Origin of the sequence: Leptothoe sp. LEGE 181152, from assembly GCF_032906605.1 — a bacterium.
Taxonomy (GTDB): domain Bacteria; phylum Cyanobacteriota; class Cyanobacteriia; order Phormidesmidales; family Phormidesmidaceae; genus Leptothoe; species Leptothoe turfae.
The window spans coordinates 194,305-219,715 of the sequence record NZ_JASATU010000047.1 but is presented as its reverse complement, the minus strand read 5'-3'; the positions used below and the strand labels follow the sequence as shown (position 1 = coordinate 219,715).

Here is a 25,411-nt window from a genome sequence, read left to right as displayed (position 1 = left end):
TAAAGTGTGACAGTTTGCTAAAGCGATATCTTGTCACTTAAAGTGTGACAGTTTGCTAAAGCGACATCTTGTCACTTAAAGTGTGACAGTTTGCTTTAACCGAAAACACTTTAACCAGTCCCCTATTCAACTGTGGTCTGTCTATGGCCGACAATTCCTGGAGTCGTCGTCACATCATTTCCCTAGAAGACTTCACCCCAAGCGACTATCAAACTATTCTGCAAACGGCGACCAGTTTTCGTGAAGTCCTCTCCCGCCGCACCAAAAAGGTGCCTGCACTACAGGGTCAGGTAATCACCAATCTATTCTTTGAACCCTCTACCCGCACCCGCAGCAGTTTTGAATTAGCCGCCAAGCGATTATCTGCTGATATTCTTAACTTTTCGCCAGGTAACTCATCCCTTAAAAAAGGAGAGACCATCTTAGATACGGCCAAAACCTACTTAGCTATGGGCACTAACCTGATGGTGATTCGCCATCAAGAGGCAGGGGTACCCACTATCATTGCCAAAGAGATGGACCGAATTAATTCAGGCGTGGGCATTCTCAATGCTGGTGACGGGCAGCATGCTCATCCATCCCAGGCACTACTGGATTTATTCACCATTTGTACCAGCCTCAACGAAAAAAAACCCCATATCGAGGATTTACAGGGCAAGAAAGTCGTTATCGTTGGCGATATTTTGCATTCGCGCGTTGCCCGATCTAATATTTGGAGCCTGACTACCTGTGGTGCAGAAGTGCATCTCGTCGCTCCGCCTACCCTATTACCAAAGCATTTTCTAGACGCTTTTCAGCGTCCGACCCAACCATCTGCCCAAGCATCTGACAGTGACACAAACTCAACAGGCAAACTCTATGTTCACTGGCAATTAGAACCAGCCTTGGAAAATGCTGATTTTGTTATGGCGCTACGGCTACAGCATGAGCGTATGAGCCAACATCTGCTGCCTAGCTTGCGAGAATATCACCAGCAGTTTGGCATTACCCGTGAGCGCTTAAAAACCTGTAAAGCCACCGTCAAAATTATGCACCCTGGCCCCACCAATCGCGGTGTTGAACTGACGTCAGATTTAATGGATGATCCAGAACTAAGCCTCGTCCCCATGCAAGTCACCAGCGGTGTCGCCACCCGCATGGCCCTACTTTATTTAATTGGCGGAGTGAAGTAAGGAGCGGCACGAAAATAATGTGCTGGTAGACGATTCACACATTAGATCAGGAAAACAAGCATGGGGCAAAAATTCTATGGGCTCAAATGCCTGTCATAACCCAAACCTCACGCCCTATTCTCCATTTCCCATTGATCACCTATCCAAGATTTTCTACCCTGACACTGCCCTACTCTCAAGCCTCAGCTCCAGTGTCTTTCAAAAACTGACGATAGCCAAGTAAATTTGTATCTTCAGAAATTTGCTTGGCAGTATGAAAGGTAAAACGGCGCTCTTTGCTAGATTCTTGCCAAGCCTGCTGAATTTTTTTGGATGGAAATTTACCCTGGGAAAACATTGCCATCATTTTGGCCCAGCGAGGCTTGAGTTGATGGGTTTCACCGACGTATAGACGATATTTACCAATATTGGCTACAGCAAAAATTCCAGAACTCATAGTGGTTGCGATCGCGATCCCTGATGGCTCAACCTTGACAGGCTGGTAGTCTACTTTTCAGTCAATTTTCCCCTAGAGTTGGTCAAATCACCAAAGTTATGATGTTTCGCAACTCTTAGTGGACTATCTACAATAAATAACGTCCATTCTCCGCATCCGTCTCGCAATACGCACAGCTATGACCGTTGGCCTGCCCTTTAACCTCGATGTTCAAACCCAAACCAATGAGGCTGATAGTTTTGCTATCACCTTTGCCCCTCTATCCCTAGATGAGGTTTATCACTTAGCAGGTGATGAGGCCAATGGAGCCATTGTTGTTATGAGCGGTATGGTGCGCAACAATACCGAGGGAAAAGCCGTTGTTGCATTGGAGTATCAGGCATATGAACCAATGGCCATAGCTGTCTTCAAACAAATTGCTGCGGAGATGCGTCAGCGATGGAACGATATTACCCATGTAGCGATTCATCACCGCACTGGCAAACTCACAGTGGGAGAGATCAGTGTGCTTGTTGCTGTCGGTTGTCCCCATCGATCAGAGGCCTTTGCTGCTTGCAAATATGCTATTGATACGCTGAAACACAATGCCCCCATCTGGAAAAAAGAGATTTGGAAAGATGGTTCCACCAGCTGGGTCAGTATTGGAGCTTGCGAAGATGACAGTGAATAGCTTTTTAAGGATAATGCAGTCGCCCTAACTCTAAACGCTATTATTCATTCCCTCTGCAATTACCCCCTAGAAATTAGTAGAACTGTAATGTTCGATATGGGGTTGATAAATCTATGGGATGGATCATCGTTGATATTTACCAGGGCATCAATAACTTCTATAGCGGCTGGATCTGGTGGAACTTATTTTTGGCCTTTATTCCAATGCTGCTTAGCTTTAAGCTATTTCGCCGGAAAGCACTGTCTCCTTTCTGGTTTGCGCTAGCCTGTTTTGGCACCGCCCTGATTGGTATCGTCGGGTTGGAGTCCAGGCTGCCCAGGCTTAGACGGTTTGCATCGAGTATCGTTCGTGATATCCAAACAGGTGATCCTGGCACCTTACTGCAACTGCTCTGGCTGGCCGGGGTTATGGTGATTGCACTTGGCATCAGCATTTGGCTATTTAAACAGTCCCACACGCGTAAACTTTGGCTTTGGTGGATAGGTCTGGTCACATTTATCGCCTTTCTTCCCAATGCTCCCTATGTTTTGACCGATATTTTGCACCTAATTCGTGGCACCAGTGCTGGAAGTATCAAGATTTGGGTGGTTGCTTTTATCTTTATTCCGATGCATATGGCGGCCATTATTATCGGGTTTGAAGCCTATGTGATTGCTCTTTTAAATGTAAATTTCTACCTGCAACAAAAGGGATTACACGCACTAGCTGGGCCGGTTGAGGTTAGCATCCATGCCCTGTGCGCTTTTGGTGTTTATCTAGGTCGTTTCATTCGGCTTAATAGCTGGGATATTGTTGTTGCTCCGTCCAGCGTTTTGGCCATCACCTTGAATACTCTGACTTCAAAGCGACCGCTAGTTGTTATTTTCTTTTCATTTGTTCTACTGACGGTGCTCTATTGGATTATGAAACAAGTAACCCTAGGACTAAAGTTGAGAATTCACTATGCCCAGATGGGGCAGAATGCTCTTGATTAGCCGGAGAAGATATTCAACAGTTACGGCTTGAGAACAGATGGGATATGGGCAGACAGGATTAGCCAATGTATTTGGCAACACCCCAAACCTCCTCCCGGCTCCTGCCCCCCACTCAGTCGAGGTTTCTCAGCTTAAGCTGATACCCCCAGTTTCCCTTTTGTCAATTCTTCAGAAAGTATTGCGTCATAGCGAAGCAACTTTCTCAAACTTATAATTGTGTGATGCACAATTCAAGCCAAGCAAACGCTTTGGCGATGCCAGTTTATGCTTGTAAGTAAGTGCGTCATTGGAATCAAGGAAATCTTTGCCCATGAAAGTCGTTTATGACCCAGATAAAGACATCCTACAGATTGCTTTCGTCTCTACTGTGATTGAGGAAACAACGCAAATCTCACCGGGATTAGTGCTTGACTATGACGAAGATGGGCAGGTGATCGGTTTAGAAATCAGAAGGGCATCGATTAAAACAGATAGTCCTTACGCTATCTCCTTCAATATCGGTCAAGCCAATCTCAATAAGCCGGTGACCAACGGCAAAGAGTTGGCAAGTGGCAAAGAATAAGGAGTTCGGTACTAAAGTTTGTCATGCAACCGCCCATGCGGTTTCTGCATAAACGACATTCTTAAAACACAACAGGTCAACAGTTCATAACTTTTGGAGTCATTCTTGAAATCATAAAAACACTTCAAAACAAAAAAATGGTTGTTCATCATCGATCAATGATAATTGAGGAAGGAACGTAGACTTCTCCTCTAGCTATTGACCGTTCTACCACTCTGTTCACTTGAGGTGACCATGAAAGAGTCCGTGCGAATTTTGATGTGCGCTCCACAGCACTATGACGTTGATTATGTAATTAATCCCTGGATGGAAGGCAATATCCATCGCTCATCGCGCGATCTTGCCCAGGAACAGTGGAACCAGCTCCACAATATTCTCAAAGAGCATGCAACGGTGGAGTTAGTGGCACCTCAGCCTGGATGGCCAGATATGGTATTCACAGCAAATGCTGGGTTGATTCTCGACCACACCGTTGTTCTCAGTCGCTTTTTTCATGCTGAGCGGCAAGGGGAAGAACCCTATTTTCAGCAATGGTTTGCAGACCAGGGTTACACCGTCCACACGTTACCTAAAGGGTTACCCTTTGAAGGAGCTGGGGATGCCCTGATTGATCGCGTCGGGGGATATCTGTGGGCCGGATACGGTTTTCGCTCAGAACTCGACTCCCATACCTATTTAGCTAAATGGCTAGATGTGGAGGTCCTTTCCCTGCGGCTCATTGACCGCCGCTTCTATCATCTGGACACCTGTTTTTGTCCGCTGAACAATGGGGATTTACTTTACTATCCCCCAGCGTTTGACACTTACTCAAATCATCTAATTGAGCGACGCATCCCGACCGAAAAACGTATTCCAGTGAATGAGGTAGATGCCGTCAACTTTGCCTGCAATGCGGTCAACGTTGACCAAACTATTATCATGAACAGTGCCAGCGATGGTCTCCAGAAAACTCTAGCCGCACGCGGTTTTAAGGTAATTGAAACACCCCTCACCGAATTTCTAAAAGCGGGCGGGGCTGCCAAATGTTTAACATTGCGGGTAACAGAACCGCGTCAAGACTCTCCTCAAGCCTCTTCTATTCAGAGTCGGATGGTTCACCTAGAGGGCCATTTGCTAGACTCCGGCATCGTTAATCGAGCATTGGACACAATTGTGTCTGGTGGCGGCAGTTTTCAGGTATTGCACTTTGACCTCGGCGCACAGCGGCAAGATATCTCAACGGCAGACGTGAAGGTGTCAGCCCCCGATGGAGATGTCATTGAAGACATCATGGGGCAACTGGTTGATTTGGGAGCAGTCGTCACCTCAGAGGATGTTTCCCCTGACGCCCACTTAGAAGCTGTATTACAGGCAGGCGTGGCCCCTGATGATTTTTATGTGACCGCCATCTACCCTACAGAGGTTTCTGTGAACGGGCAATGGATTAAGGTACAGGGCCAGCGCATGGATGGAGCCATTGCTATTACTCAAACTCCAGACGGTCTAGTAGCTCACTGTAAACTGCTTCGGGATTTACAGATAGGCGAATCTGTTGTGGTCGGTAGCGAAGGTATTCGCACTAAACGTACGACTACCACCCTTAAAAAGAAATCCACAGAGGAGTTCAGCTTTATGGGCGCTGGCGTCTCCAGCGAACGGCGTGTGGAGTTAGTGGTGGAGCAGATCGCCTGGGACTTACGTCGCATCCGTGATCAGGGTGGCAAAGTGGTCGTCACGGCAGGGCCAGTGGTGATTCATACTGGCGGCAGTGAACACCTGCGGCATCTCATTCGTGAAGGCTATGTGCATGGGCTGTTGGGGGGAAATGCGATCGCAGTCCACGACATTGAGCAGGCACTCATGGGCACCTCCCTTGGCATGGATATGAAGCGGGGCGTTTCCGTCCATGGTGGGCACCGTCATCACCTCAAAGCCATCAATACCATTCGCCGTTCCGGCAGCATTGCCAATGCAGTGGAGCAGGGCATTTTACAAAGCGGAGTCATGTACGAATGCGTGAAAAACAACGTGCCCTTTTCCCTGGCTGGATCTATTCGCGACGATGGCCCACTGCCCGATACCCAAATGGATTTGCTCCAAGCCCAGGCGGATTATGCTCGTTTGATTGAAGGAGCAGACCTGATTTTGATGCTCTCGACCATGCTGCACTCCATTGGTGTAGGGAATATGACCCCCGCCGGAGTGAAGATGGTTTGTGTGGATATTAATCCAGCAGTGGTTACAAAGTTAAGCGATCGCGGTTCGTTGGAATCGATTGGCGTGGTTACTGATGTGGGACTGTTTTTGAGTCTGTTAGTTAATCAACTCAATAAGCTCACTGGAAAATATGCTCGCGTTTGAAGTGTCCTCGAGGGATGTTCAAAATTAGGCTCATAATTTCAGCCAGGACTATTCTTGCCTAATAGGAAATTCAATAACTCCTCTTTTTAGAATTTTGCGCGCTGCGACAAAATTCTAAATCACCTGACCGACTGCCCAAACCGCCTACTGGGGATATCAATCATTTTTTCGTAGGGTTCTAGGGCGACGGAACGCCCTAGCCATGGGGGTGTGGGGAACTCGGAGGGATCCCACGCAGCCGGTTTTGCTGTTAGCCAACCTACAAAATACACTGGTCGAAAATTGGTTAATTGCGATGAGGGTTGCTCAGGGCGTTCCTCCCCGAACCCCTCCTGTTCGTGGGGGCCAAAACTCCCACACACCCCCCGAAAGTAGGCTGTCGTTTATCGCTAAGATTTAGGTTTGGAAGGAGTTACGGCGAGGTCAGGGGCAAAGTTACACTAAAATTTGTGAAAGTCTTCTTTTCCCAGTACTTAAAGGGACAATTGTCAGTGTAGTAGACTGCTATTTGGGAAGACCGTAAATCCTTACAATAAAAACCTTAAATAACCGTTAAATTCTCCCCTGATCTATGCCTGAGCAAGGGTTCACCAATAAAACATCGCGGCTGTCTACAATTCGACCAATTGGTGTCTATGCCCTGTCAGGCCTGGCAGCAGATAACGAGTACCTTTTTTCCATTGACAAGGTAAGAGGCTATCTTGTCTCTATCAATCTCCGCACCAACAACACAGTTATCCTCAACCCGTATCAGCTGGAAGATAAGGAGTGGATGGGGGCAGTCGGTTTGTCTCTCTGGCAAGATACCTTTTGGTTCGCCAGGGACGAAGAGGTGTTTTGGTGCGATCGCGCAACCCAAAAGCCTACCTTCTTTACAGAACTGCCCTACCCAGTAGCCGGTGTCGCTGTTTGGGAAAACATCGTCTACGTCAGCTGCCAAAAATCTGGATATATCCATCTCTTTGATTGCCACACGAGCGATCCTCTAGGAAAATTTCCACAACCTGGTGTAGGTGAGGAAACCTTGGCAACCAACGAGGATGGATTATGGGTATGCGATCAGACAGAACAAACGGTCTACTGCCTTGATCGCGAAACAGGCAAGATTCAACTGAGTGCCCTAACGCCCTACAATTCACCCACCGGCATCACATTCTATCGACCTGAGGCAGGGCAAGATCCCGTTTGCTATATCGTCTATGCCGATGAAGAACCCTATATTCGTGATAATCCCAATGCAGAGTCGCCCTATGAACTGACATTTCGCGATCGCACCTTTATCCATCCGCTTTATCTTCACAACAACCAAGTCGAACACTATACCCTCTCAAACGGATATCTGGTGGAATTCTCCTATGCTGAGGAAATCATGCCGCTCGATGCCGTCACCCTCAACAACGTCGAATGGCGCATTGCCCTACCTGCCAACACCCTGCGCCAGCGCGTCCGTCACGTAGAACCCATTGGTCATCCTTTTACAATTGAAGAACAAAATGGGCAGCAGATAGCCGTCTTTAAGTTTGACCAAATTCAGCCTTTTCAGGGAGGTCTCCTGGGCTGGAAGGCCACTGTCGAAATGTACAGCCTCAAATATTGCCTCACCCCTGACGATATTGATGGCGACAAGCCACTACCACCTGAACTACAGCACTACCTCGTTGATGACGACGATCTGGCAATGGATACAGACATCATTCAGCAGGCAGCCAGTGAAGGCGCAGGAACTGAGACCAATGTATTGCGAAAGATGTTACGAATTCGCAATTACGTTTATGATCGTCTCTCTTACGGTATTCAACCCAAAATCGATACTCCCGATGTGGCTTTGGAACGGGGGACTGGCTCTTGTGGAGAATATGTAGGGGTGCTACTGGCTTTAGCTCGTTTAAACGGCATTGCCTGTCGCACCATTGGTCGCTATAAGTGTCCACCCCAGCCCGAATATCGTCACTTGCCATTGGAACCAGACTTTAACCATGTGTGGCTAGAGTTTTATGTCCCTGGTGTTGGCTGGCTGCCCATGGAATCCAATGTGGATGATGTAATTGAGCGAGGTCCCTATCCTGAGCGTTTCTTTATGGGGCTGGCCTGGTACCACATGGAAATAGGTAAAGGGATTCCCTTTACAAAAATGACTGCCGACGACAAACCTGAAGAATTCTCACTGCGCGACTTAGCTATCAATCATATTCGCTTTCGAATACTGGATGAGCTGATTCCAGAGTAAATATTATTTCTGAAACACTTTAGGCTTGGTGCAACTGCGCTTAGCCAATAGTCCCCCTGAGTGGAATCGAATCTGTCAGATGAAGTTTGATCTATTACATGTTACGTGAATGATTTTCCCTGAGTTGGCGGAACGTTTCACGATCGCTCTCCAAATCTGCTTCATCGTAATGCAGGTAAGCCTTATGCTGCTTCAGGAAAGCATCTATGGCCCAGCGAGATGGTAAATCCAGGATGCGCCCTACTTCGGCGCTGGTGATTTTCTCTAATTGGTAGGCCTGCACTACTAGGGCTTCTAAAATTTCACGGGCAAGTTGATCAAGGTTGAAATGCTGAAGCAATTCATCGGGAAGGTTTAGCGTGACTTGCATGATTCAGGCTCCTTGTTAAGGGATTTTGCTTGCCCTATTGAGGGTAATGTTATAGATTATGGCCCTGTTTCCTGTTTATCTGTAGAGCCACCACCTTAATCTTACTGCCCTGACATAACCTTCCTATTTGGGAGTTACTTTTTCACTTCACAGTTGAGATCGCTAAGCATTCATCAGTGGAATGCATTCTACAGCTACTTCCTTCGTTTGTAGCTGAGTTCAAGCGCGTTGCAAAAGCTGTTGAGACCGCTCAGCAGGGCATTGTAATACGGGTAAGCATCGTCTCGTGTGGCTTGGAGATAAGCATATAAGGTCAGTTCGGGTTCTGGAACCAAATGGTCTTTTGGAAACTCTAGTCCTGCTGCAGTTAGGCGTATGGATGCGCTCTCAATCAGCAATGCTCCTATTATTTTAGTCCCACCATTGTTCAAATCCTCTAGCCCAGGGAGAATCAACTCCGCCCCTGGCAAATCCTCTAGACTCACGACCAACCATCCTCTTGTGTAGGTTTAAACTGCTCCATAAAAATTTCGAGTTAACACAGAAAATTCATCAACGCATGGAGCCCTTAGAACCATCTACGAGAGAAGCATCAGAAAAGTAAAAGAACTCACAATCAAAAAATCAAACCAAAATAGAGGCATTAGAAGAGAGGTAGCGATAATTGGTCTTGATTGTTATCAGGATAACTTTTGACAAAAAAAGCAATAACCTTCCTTAGATCTTGGTCAATTGCTGCCATACATTTACTTTTCCAGCTCCTTTGACCACCTTTGAAAGGAATAGGAGCAGAAAATTTTTCTACCTCAAGTGGTTGAAATGGGGTAGTTAGTAACGGATGATCATTTTCTACTTTAAATCTTGGAATGATATTATATTTACCACGGCTTTCGCCATATGAAAAACTATCTAAGATCCACCCATCTGGTTTCATCACAATGCTGTTGGAATCAATATTTTTCCTTCTTACAATCCTCCTTATAGCAGCAGAGTAAGATGCTCCAGTCTTTTCAGAGAGCTGAAAAATAGCTAAAGGAGAAAATCCAGTTTCACTTATTACATCATCAACAGAATGATTTGGCATCAGCAATAAAGCAGCACTTTCAAAACAGAGTTCTTCCTCACAGTTAGTGCTCCAATCAGGATGACCATATAAGAGATCATCTAAATATGCCTTGAACTCTCCATCTCTTAAATATTCAAATAGGTGATGGCTCAGTTCATGCCAAGCAGTAAAAAGTTTTCTGCTTTCGGGCAAGTTTTCCTTCAACAAAATAACCTTCTGACCATTAACTTGAGTAAATGCACTTCCCTCTTCACTGGAAATCCCTGGCTTTAGAGGATGAATAGATATTTCTAATTCATTTGTGATTGAAAACAAATCATTAGTAAAGCCTCTTTCTTTATGAAAGCTTTCAACAGCATCTAAAAATGCCGCCTTGATCTCCAGAAAACTAGGATCTCGTTCATAAAAATCAAAATTCTGGGTCATTTTTCAAGAACATTTAAGATACTCAGAAAGATATTGAGCCACTCACTATCATTTTCAGGATACTTACCCCTAAAGCGAATACCAGAAAGCGCTCTATGATAATCAGGATCTAAAAGCTGAGGAAAATCTTTCGAGTATTTTTCAATAAACCTCTTTAGACTTTCGGGTGTATTGCTTGCAGTTGCTACATCAACATCCTGCTCCCGATTACGTATAAACATAGCTAAATCAGATACAGGAACCCCCAAAGCAGTTGCTATACGTTCCAAAACGTTTATCGTCGGATTAGCAGCATCTTGTTCAATCTTTGACAAATATGCAACAGATATTTCTGCATCTCTAGCTAAAGCACGCATTGAAATGCTCTTCTTCTTTCTTGAATCTCTCAAAAAAGATCCCAGACTCTCATGGTTCGACATAAGGCAAAACTTAATCAGCGCTACTTAATAGTACAATTGAACCATAGACGTACACTCAGAGTTGACGAATCGTATCAAACATAGCTGTATATAACTACCTTTAGCAAGATCTGTCTTTTTACAAGCTGGAGCAAAGGTTATTCACAAAAAGCATAGACATTGCTTACATCCTTGAAATGCAACGTCTTTAAGCAACACATTGAAAGAAAGTTTAGATGCCCAAGTGTTCACTCACAGCTTACATAAATGCAAAAAAAGTATTCATCACTTGACACTACATGCTTCAACGAATACTATATTGTTCATGCATTCGCTTTTTGTTCACTCACAGAAAACATTCAGGTAAGTATGTCTCGATATATCGCTAACATCCACCCATCCTTAAACCTATCGAGTTCAGAGTTCCTATTAAAGCCATGCCTGCGAACATGTGAAATTAGCAAGCTTCTGAAAATGCTTACCGGAGTAGAGCTTTCGTCTACCGAAATCCGTCAAACACTAAAACAGCAGGGGGTTTTAGAATTTCCTGTAGACCAAACGACTTTAGTAATAAAACTAGCCAATCATTCAAAGCAGCGTGGTCGTTACCGCTGTGATGTCTTCGCACGCCCCATCGGATTCGTGGCGTAAGTCTGGCTATTAGGTCAAGTAACAACTTTCTTTGTTGCCACTAAATTACATATCAAGAGGATAGCTTAATGAAAAAGCTGCAAGCATACAGACGAACTCATTCTCAACAAAATAGTAAATTTGGGCCTGATGAAAATTTTATTCAAGGACTTTTACTGCGAGTGAGAGTAGAAGATGAACTCAATGCTTCTGATAGTTGGATCGATTGCCCCAGATGCGGCAGTCAAATGTGGAGGAGTAGTGCCCTTTGTGAGAGATGCGATCATGACTAAAACCAATATAATTTGATTGTAAATCTTGTGTCAGCAACATTACAAAGCAAGCTTCATCCATTTCTTATCACCGTAGCTATCGATCCAAACTCAGTACAGCTTTACTGAGATAGCTGATTTAGATTTTCGTATAGGTCAGCGATCGCACATCTAAACTCAATACTTTCAAACTCCACCTGCTTACCAACTCGATAAACCTGAGGCAACCAAAGATTATCTGACTTACGTTGAAACCGTTCAACCAAAACCTGTTTTTGGTGAACCAGAACATACTCTTCTAACTCTGCAACAGATTTATAGTCAGAAAACTTATCTCCCCGATCAAACGCCTCAGTCGAATCTGACAACACCTCTATAATCAACTTGGGATGCAGAATAAAATCTTCATCGGAAACGCGATCGCGATCATCACAAGTCACCGCTAAATCTGGATAATAAAAGAGATTCAGTTCTGGTAGGCGGACCTTCATATCCACCGCATAGGAAATATAGTCCGTACCACGTAGGTGATTTACCAGTAGCGCTGACAGATTCCCAGTAAGAATGACATGGGCTTTTGTCGCCCCAGCCATAGCTACAATTTGCCCTTGCAAATACTCATGCTTAATCGGGCTTACCCGCTCAATTTCCAGATACTCCTCAGGAGTAAAGTAAGCATAGCTTTTACTAAGAGCCATTGTTCTTGCCTGAACTTCGCTATCTCTAGCTTGCCATAGGCATGATGATTCTGATGATTTCTCATCAAAGAGCAGAGGTGCGTTGGACTAATGCCACAACACACCCCATAGAAAATCAACGTGGTTAAATCAGATATCGATTTTACTGACCACCTACCGCCATTGGCTCTAAAGTTGATGGGTCCTCCACCAGTAAAGCCGCTGCGTCCGCTTCTGGAGCATCCACAATCGGATTGCGTGCTTGAATCAACTCAATAGCTCGATTAACCTGTTCAGGAAAAATCACCACCAGCGAATCTTCAGGAGCATGCTCCAGCGCACATTCAATCGCCGCCGTTTCATCCAATTGCACCACATGGGATGCAGAGGAATCATTAGCTTGAGCAATGCCTTGAACAATTAGCCCAGCTGCATTACCCGCAGGGCGACCCCGACCATCATCATCCTCTTTAACAATGATGTGATCAAAGAATGTCGCTGCCAGCTGACCTAAGCCAATCAGATCCTGATCACGACGATCGCCCGGTCCGCCCACAACACCAATGGTTGGCCCCGACCAGTTCTTCACAAAGCCACCGACTGCTTCATAGCCAGCAGGATTGTGGGCGTAATCCACTAACGCATGGAAATGGCCCAGATTGAAAAGATTCATGCGTCCCGGTGTCTGCTGAGCCGAAGCCTCAAAACTACGCAACGCAGCGCGAATCTGCTCTACCTTAATGCCCTGCACAAAGGTGGCTAAGCTAGCCGCCAGAGCATTGGCAATCATAAACGGTGCCCGTCCACCCAAGGTCAGGGGCACCCGTTCAACATGCTCAATTCGGTGCACCCATTCATGCTGCAAGATAACAATATGACCATCATCGTAGACAGCAGCAATGCCTCCATCCTGAACATGATCTCGCACTAGAGGATTCTGCGAATCCATCGAGAAATAGGCCACTTTGCCAATTACCCGATCCGCCATCGCAGCTACCCGCTCATCATCGGCGTTGAGAATCGCATAGCCGTCAGCATGGACGGCTTCTGCAATGACCCCTTTTACCCTAGCCATTTGGTCAATGGTGTCGATGTCTCCTAGACCCAGGTGGTCAGCGGCCACATTTAGCACCACACCGACATCACAGTGACGAAACGCTAAACCAGAGCGCAGAATACCACCTCGGGCAGATTCCAAAACCGCCATCTCCACAGTGGGATCCTGCAAAATCATTCGGGCACTTTGGGGTCCAGTAGTATCACCTTTTTCAATCAGGTGATCTCCAATGTAAATGCCATCGGTGGTGGTAAAGCCCACTGCGTCATAAACCTGTCTCGCGATATGGGCAATGAGACGGGTTGTTGTGGTTTTACCATTGGTGCCCGTCACGGCCACAACCGGCACATGTGTGGGGGTATCAGGTGGGAACAACATCTGCAAAATCGGAGCCGCCACATTACGGGCTACACCCTGACTAGGAGCTAAATGCATTCGCAATCCCGGTGCGGCGTTTACTTCAACAATCACCCCATCCGCCTCGCACAGCGGCTTGGTGATATCGGTGGTAATTACGTCGATCCCCGCAATATCTAGATCAATAATTCGTGAGACTCGCTCCGCTAACCACACCGTTTCTGGATGAATCTCATCGGTACGATCGATAGCTGTTCCACCTGTACTCAAATTCGCCGTTGCTCGCAGATAGGCCACTTGCTCTGGTTCTAGCACCGTATCTAGGGTGAAACCCTGCCGGTTCAGCATCTCATCAGTGGACACATCCAGCTTAATTTGGGTGAGTACATTGTCATGGCCATTGCCACGACGTTCGTCCTGGTTCTCTTGCTCCACCAGCTCAGCGATGGTGTCATGACCATTGCCTACTACATGAGCTGGCACCCGCTCTGCAACAGCAACCACCTGATGATTCACCACTAAAATGCGATGGTCGCGTCCGGCATAGAAATGTTCGACAATAACACCTCTAGAAATCTCCTTAGCTCGGTCATAGGCCTCTTCTGCCTCTTCCCATGAGCCAATATCCGTCGTGATCCCACGCCCATGATTACCGTCTAATGGCTTAATCACGATGGGATAGCCACCAAGGCGTTCAATAGTCTTTTCCAGCTCATCAAAATGATAAACCAGCTGTCCTGCAGGCACAGGCGCACCCATACTTTCTAGAATGGCTTTAGTGCGCTCCTTATCACAGGCCAACTCTACACCGAGCACATTACTCGACGAGGTCAGGGCTGCCTGAACACGCTTTTGATATTTGCCGTAACCCAGCTGGAACAGATCACAGTTTTCCAACTCCATCCAGGGGATGCCACGGGTTTCAGCTTCGCCCACCAGGGCTTCAGTGGTAGCGCCCAAAGCTGCCTCAGTACGCAGTTCTTTCAGATCTGCCAGATCCGTTTGCAGCTCATCTACAGGGTAAGTCCCCGTTTCAACAATGCTTTGGCACAGTCGAACAGCAGCACGTGTGGCATAGCGCCCAGCTGCCTCATGTTTGTATTCAACAACGACTTGATAGATACCAGGGGTGCTAGTCTCACGGGTACGGCCAAAGCCAACGGTCATACCAGCCAACACCTGTAGCTCAAGGGCCACATGCTCCACAATGTGCCCCATCATGGTGCCTTCTTGCACACGACTTAAAAATCCACCTCGACACCCTGGAGAACAGTAGTGCTCTTCAAGACTCGGTAGCACCTGTACTAACCCGTCGTAAAAACCGGGCAGGGTATCAGAAGGGCTATCCGCCAGATTTTCTAAATCTAGACGGACAACAATCAGCTTGGAACGACGGATACTCCAATAGTTAGGCCCGCGAAGGGTTCGAGTGTGCAGAATTTTCATAGGCGACAATAAGGTGTTTATGTAGATGCCAACAGAAATCAAACGAAGCCTTTCATTTCATACGCAAGGCTTACAAGCCCTTTCTCTTGAAAGAGTCTAGAAAGTAAGGAATAAACGCGCCTGCAAAGAAATTAGGCCCAGGCTGGTCAACTAAGTTTTTATATTTTTGTTAATTCAGCTACAGATGTATCTGATTTTAAGTGAATGATCTGAGATTTTGACTAGAATATTTCTTGAAAAGCTCCCATTTTTCCTCAATCTTTGCAACAAACCTTCAGCTCGAAAAGAGTGCCAAGTAGGCTGATTAGCTTTGCTTAAAGGGCATTGAGTAGCTGTATTGAATGATACAACACGGGTTAAACAACATCACAAAGACATGCATTTTGTTATAAGTCCATGACATACTAAAAAACAAATAATGCAATTTATGCATTTCTCGCATGCAATTTTCGGAAATAATAGATGAGATCGGAGATTATCTATTGATCTTTAAAGCTATTAAACGGGTTGCTAACACTCCATTTTGGCGTTAAGCAAACATGCTTCAGATAATCGCTAGAGCTTGGATACCATTTCAAGATTAGGTGTACAAACTGAGCGGCACCTACAGTCGTATTGGTCGCCCTCACTTAAGAGATGGACTCTTAAGTCATGGAGGCTCAACGGGGAATTGTCACCAGAGTCACGATAGTTTGTATGGGTTAGTTCCCTTGGATCAATGATGGTGACAGAGCCTTTGCCGATTACTTGAAAGGTGCCATCGCCTTTGAAAGCAGCACAGGTGTCTTCGTCAATGCCAATACCTAGTCGGTCAGGATTAGCTGCGATCGCACTCAACAACCGAGCCATGCGATTACGGTTATGAAAGTGCTGATCCACCAAAAGCTCAGGGATAAGGCCCAAACCATCCATCAAATCCACCAGTGAGCGGTTGGGTGATTCCCCACTACTGCCCCCCGAGATCATCTTTTCACCCATCACTGCAGCACCCGCACTGGTTCCAGCCACGACTAACGTGCCAGTTTTAAGGCGCTTCTTAAGTGTCGTTATAAACTTACTACCCTGAATAAAGTTGAATAGGCGCACCTGATCACCACCGGACAAAAAGATACCGGCACAGCGATCTAGCAGCTCAAGCCAACGGTCTTCATCACACTCGCGGGGACGTCGAATATCAAGGACATGAACGTCTTTGACCCCTAGCTGAGTGAAAATGCGGCGGTAGCGATCGCCAACGACACTGGGCTCCTGAGAGGCACAGGGAACAATGCCAATTACGGCCTGAGTCCCGCCGGCACTATTAAAGAAGTTCGTCAATATCTTGCGTTCACCGACCTTATCTTCTGCCCCTCCAATTACCATGACGGGGTACTGGGTCGGAATTACCATAGCTTAACGAACAAGAAGAGATTTTTACTAACGCATAAATGCATTCCTAGATAGTAAATCATATTGTTGTAGAGTTAACACAATCAGATTTTTCCTCCTCCACAAGATAGATTTAGCCCCTCTATTTAATGCCTTAGCGCTTGGCCTCAGAGGTGCAGTTGCAAATCTTCAAAAACTTAAGTTGACCACAGTATACTCAAACAGATCTTGAAGGAGCACAACCCTCTATGGCTGACAGCTTTTTGCTAAGTCGAGTTTTACTACAGTTTGGCGAGCAGGCGAAGAATGTCATTGCTGATTTATCAGCCGTCGCCATGACTCCCGATGGCAGCCTCTGGGTAGGGTCAGATGAATGTGTAGCCGTTGAACGACTACAGCGTTTAGAAAGCTGTGTCTATGGCGATCATCAAGTCTTTCAGATCGGGGACTTTGTAGAGTTATTTGATAACGAATCAGAAATTGATATTGAAGCACTAGGCTATTCAGAAGGCTATCTTTGGGTGATCGGCTCCCATAGTAGCAAACGTAAAAATGCCAAGGGGAAAGACCCCCAAAAAGATATTCAGCGTCTGACCAAAATCACGCACGATATCAATCGATACTTGCTGGCCCGTATCCCTGTTATTAAAGGGAAACTGGTTAAATCGTGTGAGCTATCTGACGGCACTGAACTCACTGCTGCCGCATTACAAAAAACAAAAGAAAACAATATTTTAATTCAGGCCTTAAAAGAGGATGAACACATCGGTCCTTTCTTAGACATCGATTTACCCTCCAAAGACAACGGCTTGGACATTGAAGGCATGGCGATTGCTGGCCATAGGGTATTTTTAGGTTTAAGAGGCCCTGTTTTAAGGGGCTGGGCAATCATTTTAGAGTTAGAAATGCAGGAGAAGAAACCTGGTGTGCTTTCTTTCAAAAGTCTAGGGACAGACAAGCTCTATCACAAACACTTTTTAGATCTAGATGGCCTGGGGGTTCGGGATCTATATTTTCACGATGGTGATTTATTAATCTTGGCTGGCCCCACCATGACACTCTCTGGAGAACAACAAATCTTTCGCCTCAAAGATGTGTTAAACCATGGTGATGACTGCATCTGGCATAAAGATTCTGACAAATTAGAAGTTCTATTTGATATTCCCCTCACGATGGGTAGTGATTTTGCTGAAGGCATGACCTTGTTTCCCTGTTTGGGATATAAAGACAGCCTAATGGTGGTGTACGATCGACCTGCTGAAACGCGACGGGTGGGAACGGATGCTGTTTTTGCTGATGTTTTTCGATTACCCACTTAAGATTAACGCCTAAACCCTGAAACAGGCCGAGACATCTGTATAAGTTACTCCCATAAGACTTGGCTAGCAACCCTATACCTTTATTCTCTGGAGGAACTAATATCACCATTAAGATGTCTCCTAAAAGGAGCAAACCGCCTTCCATCAGAAGAATCAGGGTGTATACAATACTTGGATTTTGTCGAGCTTCATTTTATACACCAGATTTAATACATGACATCTAATATCTCCGATATTCAAAAGACCATAGATAATAAATCAGATGCCTTGAACTTTCTACTCGTGGCTCTCATCGCCTCCAATAGTCGTTTCCAACGATACTATCCGTTATCACAGTTGTTTAACTATCAGCTAGGTTTGTTTCCTGATTTGCTAAACACGCTTAAGCGCCTGGTTAACCAAGGTTGGCTCAGACACACTTCAGAGCCTGAGAAACCAGCTATCTATCAGATCACACCGCTGGGCCAAGAAGAGCTCAGTCAAGTGGATATGGATTCAGTATTTCAACAGCTAGAAAAGGATGTAAAAAATACAAAACTTCTCTCTGCTTTGCAAAAAATGCTATAGCATTTTTTGTTCTCCCACGTCATACGCCATGGGAGATATACCTATTTATTTTGCAGGCGTTTCGCAATGTCCAAACACACTGCTAATGGCGCATTGGTCTTAATGGCTTGGGCATCAAGATGCGTGCGAGTAGCACAATAATTGTTACCAGTTGAGCGATCGCAAATTCCCCTAATCAATCGATCCCTAGCAGGAATATCCATCTGCCCTCGCCGACCAATCTCCGCCAGTGGATAGTAGTAGGGGGGCATCGCAGCTTCTTGTAGCATCACCGCCAACCATCGTTGAATCCGCTGGGGCCAATGCCATTGGGTGGCTAAGACGGCCATTTGGCCCACATAGTCCACATCATGCAGCGGTCCCAACCACATGGGGCCGCTGACCACAGGCGGTGCCCCACAGGCCCCACAGTTGAGTTGGCCTAACTGTCGCCAGTTGGCTGAACGAAACTGCCCACAGCTATGGCAATAGGCTAAAAACCCATAGTGTTCATCTTGCCAGGAGCCCGTGACAACTCGCACCATCACTCGGTGGATAAAACCGTTAAAAATAGAAAACACCGGCTCAATGTGAAAACCCCTAGAGGCCGCTTGCTGAGCCGCACAACCAATCAGCAGCCGCAGACCTTGCTCGTGCACCGCAGGATGGTTTCGAGCACAGGCTCCATAGATCTGCACACTTTTCGTCAGGGCATGGCCCCCGGTCGTACGGCCATCGGTACTGGTGAGATAGAGCAGTCCCCCCAGCTTAATTGCCCACAGTGCCGTATTGATAAATGGTGTGGGGCTACCAAAGCTGTCAATATCAATGAGGTCGTAATAGTCTTGCTTTTGCGCACAGCTAAAAAATAGCTGGTTGGCATCCTGGTGGGTAATGCAGTAAGCCTCAGGTGCCATGCCATGGCGCAGGTTTTTGCGCAGTACTGCTTTGAGTTCAGGGTTACCTTCGTTGGCCCAAACCCAGTCAGCCCCAGCTTCTAGATGGTAGCGTAGCGGGCGGACACCGCAGCCGGTCATGGCATCAATGACGCGCAATTGCCCCTGCTGTTGACGATAGATAGCGGCGGCCAGTACAGCTAAATCGCGTCCTATTTGGCTGGAGGAACGATAAAAGGCGTTTGCGATCGCAAATCGTGCTTTTCCTTCCTGTTGATAGTCAGTATTAGGGTGTTCGGTATGGGATAGGCAGTGCCCACCCTGCATTTTGGGGTTCACGATTGACGCCTGACGATTCACACCGCCCTTTAACTTACCATTACCGCTTAAATTACCGCCTCGATGGCTGCGGCTAACTGCTCAGCGCTTAGATCGGTAATCACAAATACTTCTTGAATCGACTTGCCTTTGCGGGCAATCAGCTTAAACCCACCGCGAATCGGGACCGATGACTTTAAGCGAAACTTTGGTGCATTGGAGCGACCGCAAGTAATCACAGCCGGAGTTAAGGTTTTAATTTGAGGATGGGTGGAAAGCTTTTGCAGGATAGGAATCAGCCCAGGGATGTGGGTGGAGTGGTTGAGGACAACCCGCCCATGGTTAGTGCTGTGGGTAGAGCCCATGCCTAAGCTTTCTCCAAAGGGGCCATGGTCAAGCCAGCTCGAATCAATTGACTGTGGTAAAGCTCCGCCTGCTCCAGCGGACCGACCCAAACAGTCGCTTGCCCTTCGTAGTGTACTTGATTCGTCAGCTTCCAAGCCTGATCTGGCGTCATGTGGGGAATATATTTTACTAACGTCTCCGCCACATGCTGAAACGTATTGAAATCATCATTAAGCACAATAACTTTGTAGTTAGGATACGGCTGCCGAGTGATTTGCTTTGCCTTTTCTTTTGTCACCGCAGGTGACGCAGAGGCCGCCTGAACGGTCGCATTCAAAACTACCGCCTTCATAAGTTATGACTTCTCTAAGACAACGGACATAACGGTCGAACCATCGCCTATGGGAGTGATCGTAGATGTCTTTATATACATTAACAAAATGCCTGTGAGGATTGGTAGACGCAATGGAGAGGGCATAGCAACCAATTGGAAAGCTACAGGGCAAGGGGCGTCAAGCCAGTTAGTTAGGCGTCACCCCTATGGGTACCATGGTGGCAAAAGCTTTGTATTGTAGGTAATCTTCAAGAAATAGCTGTCACAGCCGCTATCTTTGCAAGAAACTCTACTCAAACCCATCCAAAGCAACAAATCAACCTCACTTCTACGCAGTTCACTAAGGGCAAGAAATATGAAAAACTGGCGCTGGCTAAAGGGTATTGGCCTTGGTATTTTCATGGCTGGCGGTGCAACCGCAATCCATGCAGCAGAGCCCTTGCCTCAGACTCTACAGCCTCTGCGCTTGGCCCAAAGCTATACCGACCTAGTGGCGGTTTCACTATTTCAACATTACTCAGCTGGCTACCCAGCCCCGATTTTGACGGAAGGTTTATCATCGCGACAAATTGATTCGATACATCTCAGTTTTGTCCGGCGTCTAATCGGCGACGCTGGTGATGAAGGCTCTGTAGTCGGCTATAAGGTGGCGTTGACTAACACTAAAGCGCAGTCCCAGCTAGGGATTAGCCATCCTTTGTACGGTTTTTTGCTAGAAAATATGTTGCTTGAAGATGGTGCTACCCTCCCTCTGGAGTTTGGCAGCCGCCCCCAAGCAGAAGGGGATCTGATGGTGCGTGTGGGGAGTGCCGACATTAATCAGGCTGACACAGATTTAGAATTGCTGGCTGGGTTAGACGCTGTCATTCCATTTCTAGAGCTACCAGATTTGGTTTATGAAGAGGATGCCGTTGTCAATGCTGGAGCCCTAGTTGCTGTGAACGTAGGGGCTCGCTACGGTGTGATGGGAAACCCAGTTGAACTTGAATCGGGAGATAGCGGCCTGGATCAGCTGGCCAATATTCGAGTGGTGTTGAACAACGATCGGGGGCAATTTTTAGTTGATGGTGAGAGCTCGGCACTCTTAGGTCATCCGATTAATTCGGTGCGGTGGTTGCGGGACACACTACTCACCCAAGGTGTGGAATTAAGACCCGGAGATCTACTGTCTCTAGGCTCGGTTACTTCCCTGGTGTCCCTGGATGCTGGCACGGATATCATGGGTATCGAGGCTCGGTATTTTGGCCTTCGGGACAATGAGCGCTCAGTTGATCTTGAAGTATCGTTTGAAGTAGACGACGACTAACGGCTTCTGCGGTGTTTTAGGTGTCATAACGACGACATGGGTGCCTGGCGAATTTACAGGGTACCTTTGAGTTAGTGATCACTGTTTATGGGCTCTGCACTAAGCTCCTGAGCTACGTACAGACACCATTACAACAGTTTACTGAAGAGATTTTAGTTAGAGATTCTGTCATCTCCTTTGACAGACAGTTTCCCGACTGGTCTACGCAAAAGTTACCGAAACAAGTTCTGAAAACCCTGTAGCTAATCGTAAGAACAGTTAAATGGTTAAAAACACTGATTAATTTCCGCTTATTTAAGGTTGTCAGAAAAGAAGTCGTCATGTTTATTCGCTTGCGTTTTATTCAAGCTTTGCTGGCCACCCTCATGGTGGCTGCCGCCAGTCCCAGCTATGCCCTCAACTTTCCCCAGACTCGTGATCGGGGGGCCCCTGCCCGGGGTCCATCTCTGGCTACCCGGGGTCAAATTTGTCTCGATCCACAAAATCGTCCTTCTCTAACATCATTGCTACCTCACAATGCGATCGCAACCACATTTGGAGCCGACACCGATATCCCCATGGCTCTCTGGTTCTACATTCCAGAAACCGGTGCTGCCGCTGCAGAGCTAACAATTGTTAATGAACTAGGGGACGACGTTTATCAACAGACCCTTCAACTTCCTGACACTCCTGGCACCATTCAAATCGACTTACCTCGGTACCGGGCAGACGGAGTGACACCTAAATTTGAGTCCGGCTTCCTTTACTACTGGGATTTTGCCTTGATTTGTGACCCAGACGATCGTGGTGACGATGTGCTACTAGGCGGGGGTATTCAGCGTGTCGATGCCAGTCCAACTTTCTTGGCAGAACTGGACGCTGTGGCCAACGATCCTCTAGCTCAGGCCGAACTTTACGCAGCTGCAGGCGCATGGCAAGAGACCATTGCCTTAGCCGCCGCCATGCATCCCCAAAACCCCAATGCCTGGACTGAACTTCTCACATCAGTGGATCTTGCTGCCATAGCAGAGAAACCCATTTTGGGCCAGGATGAGCCGGTCATTGATGTACCCACACCTACGGCTATGCCGAATGGTGGTGACTCTGGTAACCTACAGCGACTGCTAGAAGGCATCAATCGCAGCGCTGACTAATGAACCTGAAAAAGCTCTGGTGGCAATGGCGAGGGGTGGCCATTGCCACACCGACTGTAACTTTACTTGTAGTTCTAATTAGAGCTGTCGGTATATTGCAGCCTTTAGAATGGCGAACATACGATCAGTATCTACAGTGGCGACCTGAGGAAACAGATCCGCGCATCGCCATTGTTGGCATCGACGAACAAGATATTCGGGAACAGGGGCAGGCCATTCTCTCCGATGCCGTTTATGCGGAGGTGATTACCAAACTGGCTCAACAAGAACCTAGGGCCATTGGGTTGGATATTATTCGGGATGTCCCGGTAGAGCCAGGTCATGCCGAGCTGGATCAGGTTTTTCGTAACACCCCTAATCTGGTCGGTATTCGCACAATCTTAGGAGACAACGCCGATCGAGATGTGATTGATGCGGCCCCAACCCTGGAAGCATTGGGGCAAATCGGCATCAATGACGGCATTGTTGACAACGACAACACCATTCGGCGCGGATTGTTGATGGTGACCACACCCGAGGGAGATCAGGCCCCGAGCTTTGCCCTATATCTGGCTTTGCTTTATTTAAATGCTGAAGGCATTGGGCCTGAACCCGTCGGTGACACAGAGTTTTGGCAGCTTAATGGCGCAGTCTTTCGCCCTTTAGAAAAGAATGATGGTGGCTATGTGCGAGCCGACGCAGGTGGGTATCAAACCCTAATTAACTATCGCGGTGGCAGCGAGCTGATTGAAACGGTTCCCCTGAGGGACGTGCTCAATAATGAGTTGCCCGACGATTGGGCAAAGGATCGGGTGATACTCATTGGTTCTGTTGCCGAAAGCCTTAAAGATCGATTCTTTGTACCCCACAGCAGCAAAATGCTGGCCCTGCCGAAAACCATGGCCGGTGTGGAAATCCATGCCAACCTGACCAGTCAAATTATTAGTGCCGCCTTAGAGGGTCGAGTTTTGATTCGCACCTGGCCAGAACCGTTGGAAATTCTCTGGATTTTTATATGGGCCGCTCTGGGGGCTACGGTAACCTGGGTGCAGCGGAATCCAGGCAAACGAACACTGCTAAGACAAATGGTTCTGCTGGTAGCCATTGTCTCTATTCTGATTCTTGGGGCCTATGCTCTGATGCTGGCAGGTTGGTGGGTACCGGTGATGCCACCGCTCATGGCATTAATTGGAGCAGCCTCTGGGGTAAACACTTATTTGGCCCGCAGTGCTAGTCAGATTCGCCGCACGTTTAGCCGGTATCTGAGCGACCAAATCGTTGCCAATCTGTTGGAAAACCCTGACAATCTCAAACTGGGGGGAGAAACCCGTAAGATCACAATTCTCACCTCCGACCTGCGGGGCTTTACAGCGTTATCGGAACAGCTACCCCCAGAACAAGTTGTCAAAATTTTGAATTTGTATTTAGGCTACATGTCGGAAGTTATCAATGATTACAAGGGCATCATTGATGAGTTTATGGGGGACGGCATCTTAGTGATCTTTGGAGCCCCCAATATTGTGGCCAATGATAACCATCCGGATCGGGCCGTAGCATGTGCGATCGCAATGCAACAAGCCATGGTTCAAGTCAATGCCGCTATGCGGGCCAAAGGATTTCCTGAACAGGAAATGGGCATCGGCATTAACACCGGTCACGTCGTAGTCGGCAATATTGGCTCTGAAAAGCGTACCAAATACAGCGTCATTGGTAGTGCCGTCAACCTCACCTTTCGCATTGAGTCCTACACCACAGGGGGCCAAATCTTTATTTCTGAAGACACCCACCAAGAAATTGACCAGATCAACAAACATCGTCTGGCCACCCAAAGCAAGGTTGAAGTCTATCCCAAAGGGATTAAGCGTCCCATCACCATTTACGATGTGACCGGCATTGGCGGTGACCTCTACAACCTATCCCTAACGACAGAAACATTTCACCTGGAGCCTCTGCGCGCACCCATTGCAGTCGAATACGTTGCCTTAGAAGGCAAACAAGTTGGCGCACAACATCACGTTGGTAAGCTCTACAAACTGTCTGCCAAAACTGCCCTATTGCACATTGAAGACACTGAACCCCTGAGCCTGCTGACCAATATCAAACTTATCCTACAGACGCCATCAGCCCCTACAGAAGTTCGAGAAACTGACATCTATGCCAAGGTGCAGCAGCAGGGTGCAACCAAGCAAGAATATGTCATCACCTTCACTGCTCGGTCACCGGCTATCATTGCATGGATGACCCAACAAATTGCCCAGTAGCAACATGCTCGACCAACAGTCTGCTAGCTGAGGCCTTTCAACACGGTCAGGGCTTCGTCAACATGCTTTTTAGGGTTGAACTGGGAATTGAACAGATGACGCACGGTCCCAGTTTTATCAATCACGTAGGTAACGCGCCCCGGTAGCAGCCCTAAAGTAGCCGGTACACCGTAAGCAGAACGGACCTTCGAGCCAGTGTCACTAACGAGGGTAAAGGGGAGACTGTACTTGCTAGCAAACTTTTGATGGGAGTCTGGTGAATCACTGCTAATGCCAATCACCTCCGCTCCCAGGTCTTGAAAATCTTGGAAACTATCGCGAAATGTACAGGACTCTGTAGTGCAGCCGGGGGTGTCATCTTTTGGATAAAAGTACAGCACCACAGCTTTTTGCCCTTGAAAACTAGATAGCGTTACCGACGCTCCTGCTTGGGACTGCAATGTAAAGTCTGGAGCCGCGTCACCCACTTTAATCGCCATCGTTTTCGTTCCTTGTGCTTGATATTGTTAACATTTATTTAGCATAC

General features: G+C 47.1%; 24 protein-coding genes. 12 read left to right on the top strand and 12 right to left on the bottom strand.

Features of this window, described 5'->3' with window-relative positions:
- The first annotated feature begins 143 nt into the window (after positions 1-143).
- Positions 144-1,172, top strand: a complete 1,029-nt coding sequence (locus QGP82_RS23510; protein ID WP_499061200.1) for an aspartate carbamoyltransferase catalytic subunit — start codon at positions 144-146, stop codon at positions 1,170-1,172.
- A gap of 175 nt (positions 1,173-1,347) precedes the next feature.
- Here QGP82_RS23510 and QGP82_RS23505 read toward each other — a convergent pair whose 3' ends face one another.
- Entirely contained in the window at positions 1,348-1,608 is a 261-nt protein-coding gene (locus tag QGP82_RS23505) for a GIY-YIG nuclease family protein (protein WP_163662166.1), read from the bottom strand.
- A 178-nt stretch (positions 1,609-1,786) separates the two neighbouring features.
- Here QGP82_RS23505 and QGP82_RS23500 point away from each other — a divergent pair, with 178 nt between their 5' ends.
- The 5 genes from QGP82_RS23500 to QGP82_RS23480 all read left to right on the top strand — a co-directional run bounded on the left by QGP82_RS23500 (position 1,787) and on the right by QGP82_RS23480 (position 8,381).
- Positions 1,787-2,278: a molybdenum cofactor biosynthesis protein MoaE gene (locus QGP82_RS23500; RefSeq protein WP_163696937.1), complete on the top strand. Its 492-nt coding sequence runs from the start codon at positions 1,787-1,789 to the stop codon at positions 2,276-2,278.
- A 113-nt stretch (positions 2,279-2,391) separates the two neighbouring features.
- On the top strand, positions 2,392-3,252 hold the full coding sequence (locus QGP82_RS23495) for a DUF1361 domain-containing protein (RefSeq protein WP_499061199.1): 861 nt from the start codon (positions 2,392-2,394) through the stop codon (positions 3,250-3,252).
- A gap of 310 nt (positions 3,253-3,562) precedes the next feature.
- Positions 3,563-3,814: a DUF2283 domain-containing protein gene (locus tag QGP82_RS23490; protein ID WP_163662172.1), complete on the top strand. Its 252-nt coding sequence runs from the start codon at positions 3,563-3,565 to the stop codon at positions 3,812-3,814.
- A 234-nt stretch (positions 3,815-4,048) separates the two neighbouring features.
- Positions 4,049-6,154, top strand: coding sequence for a bifunctional arginine dihydrolase/ornithine cyclodeaminase (argZ, locus tag QGP82_RS23485; protein ID WP_499061198.1), 2,106 nt, complete (start codon positions 4,049-4,051; stop codon positions 6,152-6,154).
- Positions 6,155-6,725: 571 nt separating this feature from the next.
- Complete coding sequence (locus QGP82_RS23480) at positions 6,726-8,381, top strand: transglutaminase domain-containing protein (protein WP_499061197.1); 1,656 nt, start codon at positions 6,726-6,728, stop codon at positions 8,379-8,381.
- 94 nt (positions 8,382-8,475) lie between these two features.
- Here QGP82_RS23480 and QGP82_RS23475 read toward each other — a convergent pair whose 3' ends face one another.
- The 4 genes from QGP82_RS23475 to QGP82_RS23460 all read right to left on the bottom strand — a co-directional run bounded on the left by QGP82_RS23475 (position 8,476) and on the right by QGP82_RS23460 (position 10,662).
- Positions 8,476-8,751: a UPF0175 family protein gene (locus QGP82_RS23475; RefSeq protein WP_163702403.1), complete on the bottom strand. Its 276-nt coding sequence runs from the start codon at positions 8,749-8,751 to the stop codon at positions 8,476-8,478.
- Between the two features lie 194 nt (positions 8,752-8,945).
- Complete coding sequence (locus tag QGP82_RS23470) at positions 8,946-9,236, bottom strand: hypothetical protein (RefSeq protein ID WP_499061196.1); 291 nt, start codon at positions 9,234-9,236, stop codon at positions 8,946-8,948.
- A gap of 158 nt (positions 9,237-9,394) precedes the next feature.
- Complete coding sequence (locus tag QGP82_RS23465; protein ID WP_163662184.1) at positions 9,395-10,243, bottom strand: ImmA/IrrE family metallo-endopeptidase; 849 nt, start codon at positions 10,241-10,243, stop codon at positions 9,395-9,397.
- A complete protein-coding gene (locus tag QGP82_RS23460) occupies positions 10,240-10,662 on the bottom strand; it encodes a helix-turn-helix domain-containing protein (RefSeq protein WP_163662186.1) in 423 nt (140 codons plus the stop codon). Before QGP82_RS23460 ends, QGP82_RS23465 begins: the two co-directional genes overlap by 4 nt.
- 453 nt (positions 10,663-11,115) lie before the next feature.
- Between QGP82_RS23460 and QGP82_RS23455 the strand changes: the two genes are divergently transcribed.
- Positions 11,116-11,292, top strand: coding sequence for a hypothetical protein (locus QGP82_RS23455; protein ID WP_499061195.1), 177 nt, complete (start codon positions 11,116-11,118; stop codon positions 11,290-11,292).
- A gap of 373 nt (positions 11,293-11,665) precedes the next feature.
- Here QGP82_RS23455 and QGP82_RS23450 read toward each other — a convergent pair whose 3' ends face one another.
- The 3 genes from QGP82_RS23450 to QGP82_RS23440 all read right to left on the bottom strand — a co-directional run bounded on the left by QGP82_RS23450 (position 11,666) and on the right by QGP82_RS23440 (position 16,469).
- Positions 11,666-12,241: a Uma2 family endonuclease gene (locus tag QGP82_RS23450; RefSeq protein ID WP_499061194.1), complete on the bottom strand. Its 576-nt coding sequence runs from the start codon at positions 12,239-12,241 to the stop codon at positions 11,666-11,668.
- Positions 12,242-12,383: 142 nt separating this feature from the next.
- Positions 12,384-15,080, bottom strand: a complete 2,697-nt coding sequence (gene cphA / locus QGP82_RS23445; RefSeq protein WP_499061193.1) for a cyanophycin synthetase — start codon at positions 15,078-15,080, stop codon at positions 12,384-12,386.
- 555 nt (positions 15,081-15,635) lie between these two features.
- The gene (locus tag QGP82_RS23440; RefSeq protein WP_499061192.1) at positions 15,636-16,469 is read right to left on the bottom strand and encodes a cyanophycinase; all 834 of its coding nucleotides are present in this window, start codon (positions 16,467-16,469) and stop codon (positions 15,636-15,638) included.
- 227 nt (positions 16,470-16,696) lie between these two features.
- Here QGP82_RS23440 and QGP82_RS23435 point away from each other — a divergent pair, with 227 nt between their 5' ends.
- Positions 16,697-17,767 (top strand): DUF3616 domain-containing protein, encoded by a 1,071-nt coding sequence (locus QGP82_RS23435; RefSeq protein WP_499061191.1) that lies wholly within the window; start codon positions 16,697-16,699, stop codon positions 17,765-17,767.
- 213 nt (positions 17,768-17,980) lie between these two features.
- Entirely contained in the window at positions 17,981-18,334 is a 354-nt protein-coding gene (locus tag QGP82_RS23430) for a hypothetical protein (protein WP_499061190.1), read from the top strand.
- A 41-nt stretch (positions 18,335-18,375) separates the two neighbouring features.
- Here QGP82_RS23430 and QGP82_RS23425 read toward each other — a convergent pair whose 3' ends face one another.
- From QGP82_RS23425 to clpS, 3 genes are read right to left on the bottom strand one after another with little or no spacing between them, the layout of a single operon-like run.
- Complete coding sequence (locus QGP82_RS23425) at positions 18,376-19,536, bottom strand: class I SAM-dependent methyltransferase (RefSeq protein WP_163703409.1); 1,161 nt, start codon at positions 19,534-19,536, stop codon at positions 18,376-18,378.
- Positions 19,537-19,595: 59 nt separating this feature from the next.
- The gene (locus QGP82_RS23420; protein WP_163662197.1) at positions 19,596-19,892 is read right to left on the bottom strand and encodes a DUF2103 domain-containing protein; all 297 of its coding nucleotides are present in this window, start codon (positions 19,890-19,892) and stop codon (positions 19,596-19,598) included.
- Between the two features lie 2 nt (positions 19,893-19,894).
- Entirely contained in the window at positions 19,895-20,224 is a 330-nt protein-coding gene (gene clpS, locus QGP82_RS23415) for an ATP-dependent Clp protease adapter ClpS (RefSeq protein WP_006516073.1), read from the bottom strand.
- A gap of 337 nt (positions 20,225-20,561) precedes the next feature.
- Between clpS and QGP82_RS23410 the strand changes: the two genes are divergently transcribed.
- The 3 genes from QGP82_RS23410 to QGP82_RS23400 all read left to right on the top strand — a co-directional run bounded on the left by QGP82_RS23410 (position 20,562) and on the right by QGP82_RS23400 (position 24,885).
- A complete protein-coding gene (locus tag QGP82_RS23410; RefSeq protein ID WP_163696853.1) occupies positions 20,562-21,512 on the top strand; it encodes a 2-keto-4-pentenoate hydratase in 951 nt (316 codons plus the stop codon).
- Between the two features lie 320 nt (positions 21,513-21,832).
- Positions 21,833-22,645, top strand: coding sequence for a DUF928 domain-containing protein (locus QGP82_RS23405; protein WP_499061189.1), 813 nt, complete (start codon positions 21,833-21,835; stop codon positions 22,643-22,645).
- Positions 22,645-24,885, top strand: coding sequence for a CHASE2 domain-containing protein (locus QGP82_RS23400; protein ID WP_499061188.1), 2,241 nt, complete (start codon positions 22,645-22,647; stop codon positions 24,883-24,885). Before QGP82_RS23405 ends, QGP82_RS23400 begins: the two co-directional genes overlap by 1 nt.
- Positions 24,886-24,908: 23 nt before the next feature.
- Here QGP82_RS23400 and QGP82_RS23395 read toward each other — a convergent pair whose 3' ends face one another.
- A complete protein-coding gene (locus tag QGP82_RS23395; RefSeq protein ID WP_163662201.1) occupies positions 24,909-25,364 on the bottom strand; it encodes a peroxiredoxin in 456 nt (151 codons plus the stop codon).
- Positions 25,365-25,411: the final 47 nt, after the last annotated feature.

Coding starts and splice junctions, on each gene's coding strand:
- QGP82_RS23405 (WP_499061189.1), top strand. CDS start 21,833: ATGTTTATTCGCTTGCGTTTTATTCAAGCTTTGCTGGCCACCCTCATG.
- QGP82_RS23395 (WP_163662201.1), bottom strand. CDS start 25,364: ATGGCGATTAAAGTGGGTGACGCGGCTCCAGACTTTACATTGCAGTCC.
- QGP82_RS23425 (WP_163703409.1), bottom strand. CDS start 19,536: ATGCAGGGTGGGCACTGCCTATCCCATACCGAACACCCTAATACTGAC.
- QGP82_RS23465 (WP_163662184.1), bottom strand. CDS start 10,243: ATGACCCAGAATTTTGATTTTTATGAACGAGATCCTAGTTTTCTGGAG.
- QGP82_RS23500 (WP_163696937.1), top strand. CDS start 1,787: ATGACCGTTGGCCTGCCCTTTAACCTCGATGTTCAAACCCAAACCAAT.
- QGP82_RS23440 (WP_499061192.1), bottom strand. CDS start 16,469: ATGGTAATTCCGACCCAGTACCCCGTCATGGTAATTGGAGGGGCAGAA.
- QGP82_RS23475 (WP_163702403.1), bottom strand. CDS start 8,751: ATGCAAGTCACGCTAAACCTTCCCGATGAATTGCTTCAGCATTTCAAC.
- QGP82_RS23400 (WP_499061188.1), top strand. CDS start 22,645: ATGAACCTGAAAAAGCTCTGGTGGCAATGGCGAGGGGTGGCCATTGCC.
- QGP82_RS23480 (WP_499061197.1), top strand. CDS start 6,726: ATGCCTGAGCAAGGGTTCACCAATAAAACATCGCGGCTGTCTACAATT.
- QGP82_RS23435 (WP_499061191.1), top strand. CDS start 16,697: ATGGCTGACAGCTTTTTGCTAAGTCGAGTTTTACTACAGTTTGGCGAG.
- argZ (WP_499061198.1), top strand. CDS start 4,049: ATGAAAGAGTCCGTGCGAATTTTGATGTGCGCTCCACAGCACTATGAC.
- QGP82_RS23430 (WP_499061190.1), top strand. CDS start 17,981: ATGACATCTAATATCTCCGATATTCAAAAGACCATAGATAATAAATCA.
- cphA (WP_499061193.1), bottom strand. CDS start 15,080: ATGAAAATTCTGCACACTCGAACCCTTCGCGGGCCTAACTATTGGAGT.
- clpS (WP_006516073.1), bottom strand. CDS start 20,224: ATGAAGGCGGTAGTTTTGAATGCGACCGTTCAGGCGGCCTCTGCGTCA.
- QGP82_RS23505 (WP_163662166.1), bottom strand. CDS start 1,608: ATGAGTTCTGGAATTTTTGCTGTAGCCAATATTGGTAAATATCGTCTA.
- QGP82_RS23450 (WP_499061194.1), bottom strand. CDS start 12,241: ATGGCTCTTAGTAAAAGCTATGCTTACTTTACTCCTGAGGAGTATCTG.
- QGP82_RS23410 (WP_163696853.1), top strand. CDS start 20,562: ATGAAAAACTGGCGCTGGCTAAAGGGTATTGGCCTTGGTATTTTCATG.
- QGP82_RS23490 (WP_163662172.1), top strand. CDS start 3,563: ATGAAAGTCGTTTATGACCCAGATAAAGACATCCTACAGATTGCTTTC.
- QGP82_RS23510 (WP_499061200.1), top strand. CDS start 144: ATGGCCGACAATTCCTGGAGTCGTCGTCACATCATTTCCCTAGAAGAC.
- QGP82_RS23420 (WP_163662197.1), bottom strand. CDS start 19,892: ATGGGCTCTACCCACAGCACTAACCATGGGCGGGTTGTCCTCAACCAC.
- QGP82_RS23460 (WP_163662186.1), bottom strand. CDS start 10,662: ATGTCGAACCATGAGAGTCTGGGATCTTTTTTGAGAGATTCAAGAAAG.
- QGP82_RS23455 (WP_499061195.1), top strand. CDS start 11,116: ATGCTTACCGGAGTAGAGCTTTCGTCTACCGAAATCCGTCAAACACTA.
- QGP82_RS23495 (WP_499061199.1), top strand. CDS start 2,392: ATGGGATGGATCATCGTTGATATTTACCAGGGCATCAATAACTTCTAT.